This is a genomic window from Dokdonella sp., assembly GCF_039926425.1.
Classification (GTDB): domain Bacteria; phylum Pseudomonadota; class Gammaproteobacteria; order Xanthomonadales; family Rhodanobacteraceae; genus Dokdonella_A.
In genome coordinates, this window is the sequence record NZ_JBDSWZ010000159.1 from 1 (window position 1) to 13095 (window position 13095).

The window sequence follows — 13095 nt, forward strand, 5'->3', positions numbered from 1 at the left end:
CTTGACGCGCTCTTCGATAGTGCTCATGTGTTTCAGGACCTCCGATCGGAATTCGTGCGACCCGCGGCGCGGCGCGCAGTGCGTGGGCAAGGCACCCGTGCAAGACGCGGCATTGTAGAGGAAGGCAGGTGACCTCGCCAGCCGTCGACCGCTTCCCCACGGGCCGCACAACGTGCCGCAAGTAGGCGACGCAAGATGCTGAATTTGAAGCGCTCCGTGCCAATCGAACCGGCAGTCGCGAACGTCGCGCGCCGTCCAGGTGCGTCACGGACGTGACGCTCACGCCATATACATGCCGCCGTTGACGTGCAATGTCTCGCCGGTGATGTAGGACGCGCCCGGCGACGCCAGAAATGCGACTGCCTTGGCGATGTCGTCGGCCGCGCCGAGCCGCCCCAGTGCAATCTGACCCAACAGTGCGTTGCGCTGCTCCTCCGGCAGCGCGCGGGTCATGTCGGTGTCGATGAAACCCGGCGCCACCACATTGACCGTGATGCCACGCGAACCGATTTCGCGCGCGAGCGATTTGGAGAACGCAATGATCCCGGCCTTCGCCGCTGCGTAGTTCGCCTGGCCCGGGTTTCCGGTGAGGCCGATCACCGATGCGATCGAGATGATGCGTCCCTTGCGCGCCTTCATCATGCCGCGCAGAACTGCTTTCGAGGTGCGGAATACCGAGGTCAGGTTGGTGTCGAGGATGACCTGCCAGTCCTCCTCCTTCATGCGCATCAACAACTGGTCGCGCGTGATGCCGGCATTGTTGACGAGGATGGAAACGGCGCCGCTTTCCCTTGTCGTCGCGTCGATCAGTGCGTCTACCGCGGCGGTGTCGGTGACGTCGAGCGTACGGCCGATTCCGCCATGCGGCGCCAGACGCTCGCCGATTGCCTGCGCGCCCGCATCGGTGGTCGCTGTGCCGATCACCTTCGCGCCGAGCGCTGCGAGTTCATCCGCGATCGCCGCGCCGATTCCGCGACTTGCGCCGGTTACCAGCGCGATCTCGCCTTCCAGTTGCTTGCTCATCAGCTGTCACTCCGCATGAATCCGAGGCCGCGAACCTTACATGATGCATTCCGCGCACGTCATCGCCTCCCGTTTGTGGGAGCGGCTTCAGCCACGATGCCTTTGTGCTCCACAAGATCATCGCGGTTGACGCAGTTCCCACGAACCGCCATGGATTCGCCGCTGCGGTCAACGCCAGTCCGCGATCGCCGCATCGAACTCGGCCGGGGTGCCGAGTGCACGGCCCTCGAGCGATTTGTCGATGCGCTTGACCAGTCCTGCGAGCACCTTCCCGGGACCGCACTCGGCAATGCGCGTCGTGCCGGCTGCTCCAAGCGCCCGCACACACCGCGTCCACTGCACGGGAAGATAGAGTTGGCGCACCAGCGCATCGCGGATCGCCTCGACGCTTGCGTGCGCGCTCGCATCCACATTCTGGACGACCGGAATCGTCGGCGCATGCCAGGCGTAGGCGTTCATCGCCTCGCCGACACGGTTCGCCGCTTCACGCATCAACGGCGTGTGCGACGGAACGCTCACCGCCAGCTTCACCGTCTTGCGCACCCCGCGCTCGGCCAGCATCGCGAGTGCCGCGTCGACCGCTTGCACGTGCCCGCCGATCACGATCTGCCCGGGCGAGTTGTAGTTCGCCGGCGCAACGACCTGCGGCCCTGCGATTTCGCGGCAGACCTCTTCGACCAGCGCATCGTCGGCGCCAAGCACAGCTGCCATCGCGCCGACGCCTTCAGGCGCCGCGTCCTGCATCGCCTGTCCGCGAATACGCACGAGGTGCGCCGCGTCGTGCAGCGAAATCACCCCCGCCGCGACCAGAGCGGTGTATTCGCCAAGACTGTGGCCGGCCAGATGCGACGGCATCGCACCACCCGCCGACTGCCATGCACGCCAGACCGCGACACCGGCGGCGAGCAATGCGGGTTGGGTGAATTCGGTGCGATTGAGCATCGCCTCCGGCCCGGCCTGCGACAACGTCCACAAGTCGGTTCCCGCGCCGTCGGAGGCTTCGGTGAAGACTTCACGCACGACGGGGTGCAACCCGGCGAGTTCGGCGAGCATGCCGATCGATTGGGAGCCCTGACCCGGAAAGACAAAACCCAGGGACGCCGAAGATGTGATCACGAAATTTCTCCTTGCGGACCGGAATGCGCGGGTGCGCGCCGATCAGGCCAGATGTCGCGGCCAGTGGTTGTACGCAGCGACTGCACTCCACGCGAAAACAACGCAAACGACGCCCGTAGCGCTGATGCGATTGGCATGCGTTTGCAGCAATCGATCTCGCGGATAGCGCCCCAATGTGGCGGTCAGCAAGAGCAACCGACCGAGGTTGAACAGGACGACGTTCCACAAGAACACGTGCAAGACGCCTCTGGCGATCTCGCCGACCATGTGGGCAACGTCGCTCGCCATCGCGTCTCTTCGCGGCTCAGTACTTCAGCAACGCCGACGACCAGGTGAATCCGCCACCGAACGCTTCCAGCAGCAACGTTTGCCCGCGCTGGATCTTGCCGGAGCGCACTGCTTCATCGAGCGCCAGCGGCACCGATCCGGACGACGTATTGCCGTGGCGATCGACGGTGACGATCACGCGGTCCATCGACAGCTTCAGACGTTTCGCCGTCGCCTCGATGATGCGAAGGTTTGCCTGGTGTGGAATCAGCCAGTCGATATCCGACTCGTGCATGCCGGCCGCTTCGAGCGTTTCCTCGACGATGCGGTCGAGCGTCTTCACCGCGACCTTGAACACGTCGCTGCCGGACATCATCACGCGCACGCCATGGTTCGGTTCGTCGCGAAAACCGGCGGACACGCCGACCGGGTTGTACAGCAGATGCTTGTAGGCGCCGTCCGCATGCTGCTTCGTCGTGATGATGCCGGGCTCGCTCGACGGTTCCAGCACCACGGCGCCGGCGCCGTCGCCGAACAGCACGCAGGTCGAACGGTCGGTGAAATCGAGCATGCGGGTGAGCGTTTCGGCACCCACGACCAGCGCGCGTTTGGACTGACCGCTGCGAATGAACTGGTCGGCGACGCCGAGCGCGTACATGAAGCCCGAGCACGCGGCGTTCACGTCGAACGCGGCACAGCCATTCGCGCCGATGCGATGCTGCAGCAGGCAGGCGGTGGATGGAAAGATGATGTCGGGCGTGGTCGTGCCGAGCACGATCAGGTCGATGTCCGAACCCTTGACACCCGCAGCGTCGAGCGCATGGTTCGCCGCGTAGAACGCGAGGTCGCCGGTGGTTTCGCCCGGCGCGGCCATGTGGCGCTGGCGGATGCCCGTGCGCGAATAGATCCACTCGTCGGTGGTATCGACGAGTTTTTCCATGTCGGCATTGGTGACGATTTTCTCCGGCAGGTAACTGCCGGTGCCGGCGATGCGTGAGTAGATCAGGGTCGTTCCCCGGTCATGGGCGGGAGCACGGTCGAACAGCACCCGCTTCGCCATTGAAGGACGCCGCGGCCACGTTCAGCCTTGCTGGCCACGCCTGGGCGCATCGATCGCCGGCACAGTGCCCGCGATCACACGACGCACGAGGGCATCGTGCGTCAGACGCCTTACTCGACGTCGCGCGCCTTGGTCTTCGTTTCGATGACTTTCTTGCCGCGGTAGTAACCGTCTTTCGTGACGTGGTGGCGAATATGCACCTCGCCCGAGGTCGGGTCGGTCGACAGCTGCTTCGCGGTCAGCGAATCGTGGGCGCGACGCATGCCGCGGCGGGACGGGGTGGTACGACTCTTGGCAACAGCCATGACGCTCTCCAGTGAATTGTTGGATGTCGGCTCGCCCGACTTCCTGTCGGACCGCCCGATGGCTCGGCGACGGGACCTTGCCCGTCGACGGCTCCGCACCGGAAACAATCCGGCGAGGCTCGGTCCTCCGTGGACCTAGTGTTTTTTCAGCTGCCCCAACACCGCGAACGGGTTCGGCTTTGGTTCCTCGACCTCATCATCCGACAACGGGTCATTCCACTCCAGCGGCTCGCCCGGTTTGAGGGGCACCACCGGCAACGCCAGAATCAGCTCGTCCTCGATCACTTCCGCGATGGAGAGGTCGCCCTCCGGTGCAAGCAGCGGCTCGTAACCCTCCGGCAGTCCCGACTCCTCGCTCTCGGCGGCGATCACGCCCAGACGCTGGTCGATCGATACCGGGTACTCGAAGATGTCCAGCGTACGCTGGCACGTCAGCGGAAGCTCCGCCTCGACTCGCAACGCAATGAAGGAAATACCGAATCGATCCTTCCCGAACTCGACATTGTAGCGCGCCACGCCCTCTGTGGAGGCGAGACTGCCACACAAGCGACGCATCGACGCGAGCGGAAGCTCGCCGTCATAGATACGTCGCGCCTGCACTTGGCGTGCGATTTCCACGCGGTCTGGCAGGCTTGAGGACATGGGCGCGCGATGGTAGGTGCGCGCCCCTGCCCTGTCAACCGGAACCCCTGGATTTGCCGCCTCGGGTCCCAGCCAATCAGACTAGCGCCTGGCGCGATCGATGTGCGCGCTTTCCAATTGCACGGGGCCGATGTGACCATTCTTATCCTCTTCGCCGCAGCCGTGGTGCTGTTGCTGATCGGCGCCTGGCAGCGCGAACGCTGGCTGCGCCACAAGCGTCAGGTGCTGACCGAGATCCTTGACCTTGCCGATGCGCTGGAACGCGAGCTGCTCGAGTGCCGCGCCCGCCTGCGCGAAATCCCTGCGCTGGCGGCCAGCCTTTCTCCTTCCGAACAGCTGTCGGCGCGCGCAACCCTCGCGGCCGAGCCTCAGGTGCAGGACGCGCTGCGCGACCTGCTCGCTCACCGCCTGTGGCTGAAAGATCACGCGGCAGACGCATCGATCGGTGAACTCACCTCGGCGCGTGACGCCCTCGTCGCGACCCGCACGTCCCTGAATGCGCAGCTCGCGCGCCTGGCAAACGTCCGGGCCGACTTTGAACAGACGGTACGGCCGCCACGATGACGGACTCGCCCGCAGTGGACCTGGTACTGGCGTCGACGTCACGCTATCGCCGCAAGCTCCTTGGCCGGCTGACCACACGGTTCCGCGTTGTCGCACCTGCAGTCGACGAGACGCGAGAACCGGAGGAATCACCACTGGGTCTCGCCGAGCGGCTCGCACGTGCGAAGGCACGCGCCGTGTCGGCTGCATGTCCGGCGGCATGGGTGATCGGCAGCGATCAGGTCGCGGAGGTTGATGGACGCATCCTGGGCAAGCCGGGAACGGGGACGGCAGCGTGCGAGCAGTTGCGCGCGAGTTCCGGCCGTGTGGTGCGATTCCATACCGCGGTGTGCGTGATCGGCTGCCATGGTGGACACGTCCGGGAACAGAGCGCGACCGACCTCACTCATGTCGTTTTCCGTTCGTTGAAGGACGACGAGATCGCGCGCTACGTGGCGCGGGAAAACCCGCTCGACTGCGCCGGCAGTTTCAAGGCAGAGGGTCTCGGCATCACGCTGTTCGAACGGATTGAAAGCAGCGATCCCACAGCGCTGATCGGACTGCCGCTCATTGCCGTCGCGCGTCTGCTGCGCGCGGCAGGCATGACCCTGCCGTGATCGCGACCGCGACCGCGTTGCGCGACACCGGCCTGCCGGTACACTCGGGCTGCCTTGCAAGAAAAGGCCGCGCACCCACCATTTGACCATGACCGAATCACCCAGATCCGCGCTCACCCACGAACTGCGTGATTCCCTCGCGCGCGCCATCGCGCAGGTCAACACCGTCGTGCTTGGGAAGCGGCGCGAAGTACGACTCGCGTTCGTCTGCCTCCTCGCTGGTGGCCATTTGCTGATCGAGGATCTTCCCGGCGTCGGCAAGACGACGCTGGCGCATGCGCTCGCGGCGACGCTCGGACTCGGCTTCCAGCGCCTGCAGTTCACGTCGGACCTGTTGCCGTCGGACATCATCGGGGTGGGCATCTACGAACGGGAAACCGGGCAGTTCAAGTTCCACCCGGGCCCGCTGTTCACCCAGTTGCTGCTGGCCGACGAAATCAACCGCGCGATGCCGAAGACGCAGAGCGCGCTTCTCGAGGCCATGGCCGAGGAGCAGGCGACGGTCGATGGCACCACCCACCGGCTCACCCCGCCATTCTTCGTGGTGGCGACGCAGAACCCGCTCGACTTCGCCGGCACCTATCCGCTGCCCGACTCGCAGCTGGACCGTTTCATGCTGCGCATGAGCCTGGGTTATCCCGACCGTGATGCCGAGCGCGCGATGCTCGGAGCGATCGATCGCCGCAGCGTGATCGAGTCGTTGTCGCCTTGTCTGACATCGGAGCAGATCCTTGAACTGAGACACGCATGCACGAACGTGTTTGCGAGTCCGGCGCTGATCGAGTACGTGCAGGCACTGCTCAGCGCAAGTCGCGAGCACGCCGAGATTCGGGTGGGGTTGTCGCCGCGTGCGGGGCTTGCGCTTCTCGCTGCTGCCCGCGCGAACGCGATGCTCGCGGGTCGACCGCAATGCGTCCCGGAAGACGTGCAGACGGTTTTCCCATTTGTCGCCGCGCATCGACTGACTCCCGCAACAAGTGCGCGCGCCGATCGCGACCGGCTGGCACTGCAACTGCTCGAGTCGACCCCGGTCCGCTGACGTCGCGACGATGACCGACCGAGCGATGCCGTTCCGCGCGCGCCTGCTGGCCATCGCCGAGCGTGCGTTGCCTGCGCTCACGCGCTTGCGTCGCGCCGAAGCCCTTCCGATCCGCCTCGATCGCCGGCGCATCTACGTGGTGCCGAGCGGATTTGGCCTCGCGTTCGCAGCACTGCTGTTCGTCATGCTGATCGGTTCGCTCAACTACGGCAACAATCCCGCCCTGTTGCTCACCTGCCTCCTCGGTGCGGCCGCGGGAGCCAGCGTCTATTTTGGCTTCGCGTGCTTGAGCGGCCTGGAGCTCGCACAGGTGCGCGGCGATGAAGCCTATGCAGGCGGTCCGCTGAGGATCCACTTGCGTTTCACGCGCGGCGCCCGTGCACGGCCGAGCCTGATAGCGCGCAGCGGCAAAACAGAGATCGCGTTTTCGATTCCAGCGGAGACGGAAGCCGCCATCGATCTCACCGTCGGCGCACCCGAGCGCGGCTGGCAACGACCGGGCCGAATCCGGATCGGCACAGGCTATCCCCTGGGCCTGTTCACCCTGTGGAGCTGGGTCAATCCCGATGTTCCGATGCTGGTTTATCCGACGCTTGAGTCCCCCGTTCCGGCACTGCCCGGCGGCGACGGCGCGCGCGGGGAACACGCTCGGGCAGGCAGCAGCGAAGAACACTCCGGCCTGCGCGAGTATCGCGTGAGTGATGCGGCCCGGCTCATCGCGTGGAAAGCATCCGTGCGACACGACAACCTGCTGGTGCGTGACACCGAGCGCCGCTCCGGCGACGTGCTCACGCTCGATCACGCCGCGTTGCCCGGACTTGACGGCGAAGCACGCATCCGCCGACTGGCAGCGTGGGTGATCGCCGCCGATGCGGAACAGCGCAGTTTTGCGCTCCTGCTGCCGGATGAGACGATTGGCCCGGGACTCGGAGAAACGCACCGTCACCGGTGCCTGCGTGCACTTGCTCTGTTGCATCGCGCCGACGTGTCGCGCGGATGAGCGATCGCCTCGACCGCTTCCAGTTCGAGCTGTCGACCGCTGCGGTGGCGGCAACGATCGCCACGCATTTCGACCACCTTCCCGCGTGGCTGTGGATTCCGCTGGCGATCATGCTGCCGCTGCGGGCATGGGCTCGCCGCAACGGCCGCAAGGCGGCGACCGCGTGGATCCGCCTGCCGCTGACATTGCTGCTGTTCGGCCTGGTGTTCCTGAATTTCGGCAACGTGTTCGGACGCGAGCCCGGCAGTGTGCTCGGCTGCGGACTTCTGGCGCTGAAGATGCTGGAGGCGGAACGCGTTCGGGACGCGCGCGTCGCGATGGGCTTTTCGGCGTTCGTGCTGATGAGCGCCCTGTTGTTCAACCAGTCGATGCTCTTCACCGCGCTGGTGAGCGCAGTGCTGGTGTTCGTGCTCGCCGGCCTTCTTGCGCTGCAGCCGGCGCCGATCGACACGTCGCAACGTCTCAGGACGGTCTTGCGACTGTCCGCATTGCTGCTTGGCTGCGGACTGCCACTGGCGGCCGCGTCGTTTGTGTTGATGCCGAGACTGGGCGGCCCCCTGTGGGGTACGGCTGGCGGCGGCATGGCACGCACCGGTCTCAGCGATCACATGGAACCGGGAGCTCTGACCGAACTCCTCATCGACGAGTCACCGGCCCTTCGGGTCGACTTCGAAGCGACGCCGCCTCCGCCAGCGGAGCGCTATTTCCGAGCGGTTGTCCTGTCGAACTTCGACGGTGCGAGCTGGACACGCGAGCGTGGCTTGTACGGTGGGCCTCCAGAAGAAGCGCGCGCGAGCGGAGCTGCGACCGAGTATTCGATCACGCTCGAAGCGACCGATCAACGCTGGTTGCCGGCGCTCGACCTGCCGATGTCGGCACCGGACAACGCGCGACTCGCCAGCGATCGGACGCTGGTGGCGAACGAACCCGTTGCGCAACCGCGCCAATATCGCGTCCGCTCTGCGACCCGCTTCGTCCTGGCTCCGACGCTGACCAGGAACCAGCGATCCCGGGCGCTCGCGCTGCCTGAAGGCTTCGATTCCCGAACGCGTGATCTCGCCCGGCAATGGCGCGCCGAGAGTCCCGACGACGATGCGATCGTGCAGAAGGCGCTCGCTTTCTTCCACGCGAGTTTCACCTACACGCTCAGCCCCCCTCCCCTGGCGCGGGATTCGATCGACGATTTCCTGTTCGCGACGCAGAGCGGTTTCTGCGAACACTATTCGTCTGCGTTCGTCGTACTGATGCGGGCCGCCGGCATTCCCGCGCGTGTGGTCACCGGCTACCAGGGCGGTTGGTGGAACGCGTCCGGCGGATATCTGCTGGTGCGCCAGTCCGATGCACACGCATGGGCCGAAACATGGAGCGAAGGTCGAGGCTGGCAACGCGTCGATCCAACCGCCGCGGTGAGTCCCGCACGCATCGAGCGCGGAGCTGCCGAGGCAAACGGCGCGCTCGGATGGTCGCAAGCGGACTGGCTGCGCGGATTGCGCAATCAGTTCGATTTCGCCAATCGCCTGTGGACGCAGGGCATCGTGCGCTTCGATGCGCTTCGCCAGAAAGGCCTGCTGACCGAGTTCGGCATCGCGAACGTCAACCACGGCGACCTGTTGCTGACGCTGTCCGCCGTGCTCGCAGGTCTTATGCTGATCGCCACCGCATGGGTCATGTGGACGCGCAACACGCCTCGCGGCGATGCACTCGACCGTGCGTGGGAGAGACTCGGTCGCCGGCTGGCGCGTGCAGGAATCGTTCGCGATCCGTACGAAGGTCCGCTCGACCTGTTGCGCCGGACGCGCGCGTCGGCGCCCGCGGCAGCTCGGTCACTTGAGCCGCTGGTCGGCGAATACGTCGCGCTGCGTTACGGAACCTCCATCGTCGATCCGCAACGGGTCAGCGCATTCGCCCGCGCAGTTCGGAGGTTTCGTTTGCAAAGGCGCGTAAATTCCCGATCCTGATGCAACCAATCCCCATTCAGTCGCGTCCCTTTATAATTGCGTTGACCGGCGACAAGGTCGGACACGACGAGCATCCACCGATTCGAGGTTATCGATGAACAAGCAATGGGCCGTTCTGGTTTGCAGCGCCGCACTTGCCTCCTGTGCCAGCGTGCCGACGCCGCTGCAAGGTCAGTACGCCAAGACGACACCGCGTGAGGTGGCCGGCGCGAACGGCGGCGGTGCCGTGCGTTGGGGCGGCGAAATCATCAAGGTCGAGCCGAAGGCCGACACGACGTGTTTCGAAATTCTCGGGCGTCCACTCGACGACCGTGCGCGCCCGCAGTCCCGAGACGTCAATGCAGGCCGCTTCATCGCGTGCCACGCCGGCTTCTACGATCCGGAAGAGTTCGAGCGTGGACGCGAGCTGACGATCACCGGCGCGGTCACAGGAACAGACCACGGCAAGGTCGGCGATTTCGACTACGCCTACCCGCATGTCGCCGCGGAAACGATCTACCTGTGGCCCAAGCGCACGCGCGTCGCAAGGTCAGCCTATTACGATCCGTGGGGATACGGTTTCGGATATGGCGGTTTCGGTTATGGCGGATTCGGCTACGGCCCCTACTGGGGCAACCCGTATTTCGGTGCGCCGATCATCATCCGCGAAGGCGGTCATAGGCCGCAGCCGACCCCGAGTCCGGCACCGCAGCGCAAGTGACGCTGAAACGTCGCGGCGCGGCCACGTCGCGCTGCGACGATCTCAGCCAGGCGGCCACTGCATTGCTCGCCCGGCCAGCAGATGCAGGTGAAGGTGATACACCGTCTGCCCGCCGTCCCGATTGCAATTGATGACCAGTCGATAGCCGTCCTCGGCCAGCCCCTCTGCTTTTGCAAAGTGCGTCGCTGCGAGGACGAGCCGACCGATACCGGGTGCGTCTGCTTCGGTGAGATCGTTGAGCGTTGCAACCGGGGTTTTCGGAATGAACAGCACATGCACCGGCGCCTGCGGGTGAATGTCCCGAAACGCGAGAACCGACTCGTCTTCGTAAACGATATCGGCTGGAATCTCGCGGCGAATAATCTTTGCGAACAACGTGTCGGACATCGAACTCTCCGTCTGCAATGCGTCGGAACGTGGTCGCATCAGCTGAGTGACTGGCGACCACCAAAAGCGTGTGCAAGCGTCCCGCGATCGATGAACTCGAGCTCGCCGCCGAGCGGTACCCCATGCGCCAGCCGGCTTGCGCGAACACCCGCGGCGCGCGCGAGTTGCGCCAGGAGATGCGCGGTCGCCTCGCCCTCGACCGTCGGATTGGTCGCAGCGATCAACTCCTTCACCTCGCCCTCGCCAAGGCGTTGCGCCAGCGCATCGAGACCGAGCTCTTTCGGACCCATTCCGTCGAGTGGCGACAGTCGGCCGAGGAGCACGAAGTAGTGGCCACGAAACCCGGTGGCCTGCTCGATCGCCGCCTGGTCGACCGGTGTTTCGACGATGCACAACAGACTGCGGTCACGCGAGGTGTTCGCACACAGCGCGCACACGGGTTCTTCGCTGAAGGTGCGGCAGCGCGTGCAATTGCCGATGCGCTCGACTGCAAGGGCAAGACGCTCGGACAGCCGACGACCGCCGGAACGATCCCGCTCGAGCACATGGAACGCCATGCGTTGCGCGGTCTTCGCTCCGACACCCGGAAGGCAACGCAACGCGTCGATCAGGTCGGCGAGCAGTGGTGAACCGGTGCTCACGTCAGAACGGCAGCTTCAATCCGGCCGGCAGGTTCATTCCGGCCGTGAGACCACCCAGCTTTTCCTGACTGACCGCGGCGATCCGGTTGACCGCGTCGTTCATTGCTGCGGCGACCAGGTCTTCGGCCATCTCCGGATCGTCGGCGAACATCTTGCGGTCGATCGTCACACGGCGCACTTCATGGCGTCCGCTCATCACGACGCTCACCAGTCCACCACCGGCCTCGCCAGTGACTTCCATCTGCGCAATCTCGTCCTGCGCGCGCTTCATGTCTTCCTGCATGCGCTGCGCCTGCTGCATCAAACCGGCGAGTGGCCCTTTCATGTCGGTTTCTCCTGTCGCTTGAAGGAAACGGCCGATGCATCGGCCGGTCGCACGCTGTCGGGAATCACACGCGCGCCGAATGTGTCGACCAGCGCCTGAACAAATGGATCGCCGTGCAGCGCTTCGGCCGCAGCCGAGTGGCGTGCACCGTCGAGGCGAACACGCTGATCGGCTGGGCTTTCCACGTGGCCGGAATCGCCTTCGAATTTGATCTTGATCTCGCGTCCAAGTGCCGAGCCGATGCGTTGTTCGAGTTGCGTGTGCATCGGTCCAACCGCGAGGTGCTCGTGCGCGGCCTTGAGGGCCAGGCGCACGACGCGCTCCTCGATCGCAACAAGACTGGCATGGCGCGCAAGCTGGCCCACCGGACCGCGCAACTGTGCGCGTTCGATCAGCTCCAGCCATTCGTCGGTGCCATGCACTGCGGCGTCTGCGGAATGCGCGACGGACGCTTGTGGCGAGGACGCCGGCCTGATGTCCGAGATCGTCGAAGGTTCGACTGGTCGGTGCGGGGCCGGCGACGGCGCAATCGCCTGCGGCGCACGAGGGACTTCCGGCATCGCGCGCATTGGCGTCGCCGTTTGACGTGCTGCTGCAGCTGTTCCGCTCGCACGCGACGGGGTCGCAGACGCGCCGTCGGCGGGCACGAACGCGAGCATGCGCAGCAGCGCCATCTCGAAACCGACGCGCGGAGTCGGCGCCAACGGCAGGTCACGGCGACCTGTGACGGCCATCTGATACCAGAGCTGCACATCCTCCGACGCGAGCCGACCACCGAGCCCGAGCAGCTCCGCATCCGATTCGCTCGCGCTACCGGGAATCAGCTGCAACAACTGCACCCGATGCAGCAGCCCTGCGAATTCGTCGAGCACCTGCGCGAAATCCGGAGCGAAGCTGGCGAGTCGTTCCACTTCGTCGAGCAAGGTCGCACCATCGCCGCTCGCCAGCGTCTCCAACAGAACGCGAACCCTCGCCCGCTCGACGGTCCCAAGCATCGAATGCACTTCCTCGGCGCGCAGTGCGCCGCCGCCATGCGCGATGGCCTGGTCGAGTAGCGACAGGCCGTCGCGCAACGAACCATCGGCCGCGCGTGAAAGCACCTCGATGCCTTCGTCGTCGAACGCGATTCCCTCGGCCCCGAGGATGTGCTCCATCTGGCCGGTGATCTGTTCCGGTGTCAGACGCTTCAGGTTGAACTTGATGCAGCGGGACAGCACGGTCACCAGCAACTTCTGCGGGTCGGTCGTCGCGAGCAGGAATTTCACATGCGGCGGTGGTTCTTCGAGAATCTTCAAGAGCGCATTGAATGCGTTCTTGGTGAGCATGTGCACTTCGTCGATCAGGTAGACCTTGTAGCGACCGCGCGTCGGCACGTACATCGCGTTGTCGATCAGTTCGCGCACATTGTCGACGCCGGTGTTGCTCGCGGCATCGATTTCCAGAAGATCGACGAAACGCCCCGCATCGATCTC

At 65.2% G+C, this 13095-nt stretch carries 16 protein-coding genes; 6 read left to right on the forward strand and 10 right to left on the reverse strand.

Going from position 1 to position 13095, the window contains the following annotated elements; genetic code table 11:
- Positions 1 to 279: 279 nt before the first annotated feature.
- The 6 genes from fabG to ABIV12_RS09295 all read right to left on the reverse strand — a co-directional run bounded on the left by fabG (position 280) and on the right by ABIV12_RS09295 (position 4413).
- Positions 280 to 1023, reverse strand: coding sequence for a 3-oxoacyl-ACP reductase FabG (gene fabG / locus ABIV12_RS09270; RefSeq protein ID WP_348058526.1), 744 nt, complete (start codon positions 1021 to 1023; stop codon positions 280 to 282).
- Positions 1024 to 1191: 168 nt separating this feature from the next.
- The gene (gene fabD, locus ABIV12_RS09275) at positions 1192 to 2139 is read right to left on the reverse strand and encodes an ACP S-malonyltransferase (protein WP_348058528.1); all 948 of its coding nucleotides are present in this window, start codon (positions 2137 to 2139) and stop codon (positions 1192 to 1194) included.
- Between the two features lie 42 nt (positions 2140 to 2181).
- A complete protein-coding gene (locus tag ABIV12_RS09280; protein ID WP_348058529.1) occupies positions 2182 to 2427 on the reverse strand; it encodes a hypothetical protein in 246 nt (81 codons plus the stop codon).
- Between the two features lie 16 nt (positions 2428 to 2443).
- Positions 2444 to 3466, reverse strand: a complete 1023-nt coding sequence (locus ABIV12_RS09285) for a beta-ketoacyl-ACP synthase III (RefSeq protein WP_348058530.1) — start codon at positions 3464 to 3466, stop codon at positions 2444 to 2446.
- 110 nt (positions 3467 to 3576) lie between these two features.
- Positions 3577 to 3771 (reverse strand): 50S ribosomal protein L32, encoded by a 195-nt coding sequence (rpmF, locus tag ABIV12_RS09290; RefSeq protein WP_348058532.1) that lies wholly within the window; start codon positions 3769 to 3771, stop codon positions 3577 to 3579.
- Positions 3772 to 3906: 135 nt separating this feature from the next.
- A complete protein-coding gene (locus ABIV12_RS09295; RefSeq protein WP_348058534.1) occupies positions 3907 to 4413 on the reverse strand; it encodes a YceD family protein in 507 nt (168 codons plus the stop codon).
- Between the two features lie 162 nt (positions 4414 to 4575).
- Between ABIV12_RS09295 and ABIV12_RS09300 the strand changes: the two genes are divergently transcribed.
- From ABIV12_RS09300 to ABIV12_RS09325, 6 genes are all read left to right on the forward strand, one after another.
- On the forward strand, positions 4576 to 4977 hold the full coding sequence (locus ABIV12_RS09300; protein ID WP_348058536.1) for a hypothetical protein: 402 nt from the start codon (positions 4576 to 4578) through the stop codon (positions 4975 to 4977).
- Entirely contained in the window at positions 4974 to 5573 is a 600-nt protein-coding gene (locus ABIV12_RS09305) for a Maf family nucleotide pyrophosphatase (protein ID WP_348058538.1), read from the forward strand. The genes ABIV12_RS09300 and ABIV12_RS09305 overlap by 4 nt, the downstream gene beginning before the upstream one ends.
- Before the next feature lie 88 nt (positions 5574 to 5661).
- A complete protein-coding gene (locus ABIV12_RS09310; protein ID WP_348058540.1) occupies positions 5662 to 6612 on the forward strand; it encodes an AAA family ATPase in 951 nt (316 codons plus the stop codon).
- Between the two features lie 10 nt (positions 6613 to 6622).
- Entirely contained in the window at positions 6623 to 7612 is a 990-nt protein-coding gene (locus ABIV12_RS09315) for a DUF58 domain-containing protein (RefSeq protein ID WP_348058542.1), read from the forward strand.
- Positions 7609 to 9570: a DUF3488 and transglutaminase-like domain-containing protein gene (locus tag ABIV12_RS09320; RefSeq protein ID WP_348058544.1), complete on the forward strand. Its 1962-nt coding sequence runs from the start codon at positions 7609 to 7611 to the stop codon at positions 9568 to 9570. The genes ABIV12_RS09315 and ABIV12_RS09320 overlap by 4 nt, the downstream gene beginning before the upstream one ends.
- A gap of 94 nt (positions 9571 to 9664) precedes the next feature.
- Positions 9665 to 10270 (forward strand): Slp family lipoprotein, encoded by a 606-nt coding sequence (locus ABIV12_RS09325; protein ID WP_348058546.1) that lies wholly within the window; start codon positions 9665 to 9667, stop codon positions 10268 to 10270.
- A 42-nt stretch (positions 10271 to 10312) separates the two neighbouring features.
- Here ABIV12_RS09325 and ABIV12_RS09330 read toward each other — a convergent pair whose 3' ends face one another.
- The 4 genes from ABIV12_RS09330 to dnaX form a co-directional block, all read right to left on the reverse strand.
- On the reverse strand, positions 10313 to 10657 hold the full coding sequence (locus ABIV12_RS09330) for a histidine triad nucleotide-binding protein (protein WP_348058548.1): 345 nt from the start codon (positions 10655 to 10657) through the stop codon (positions 10313 to 10315).
- 38 nt (positions 10658 to 10695) lie between these two features.
- Positions 10696 to 11298: a recombination mediator RecR gene (recR, locus tag ABIV12_RS09335; RefSeq protein WP_348058549.1), complete on the reverse strand. Its 603-nt coding sequence runs from the start codon at positions 11296 to 11298 to the stop codon at positions 10696 to 10698.
- Between the two features lies 1 nt (position 11299).
- A complete protein-coding gene (locus ABIV12_RS09340) occupies positions 11300 to 11623 on the reverse strand; it encodes a YbaB/EbfC family nucleoid-associated protein (RefSeq protein ID WP_348058551.1) in 324 nt (107 codons plus the stop codon).
- The coding region (dnaX, locus tag ABIV12_RS09345) for a DNA polymerase III subunit gamma/tau (protein WP_348058553.1) at positions 11620 to 13095 on the reverse strand (1476 nt) is incomplete at its 5' end. The genes ABIV12_RS09340 and dnaX, both read right to left, overlap by 4 nt.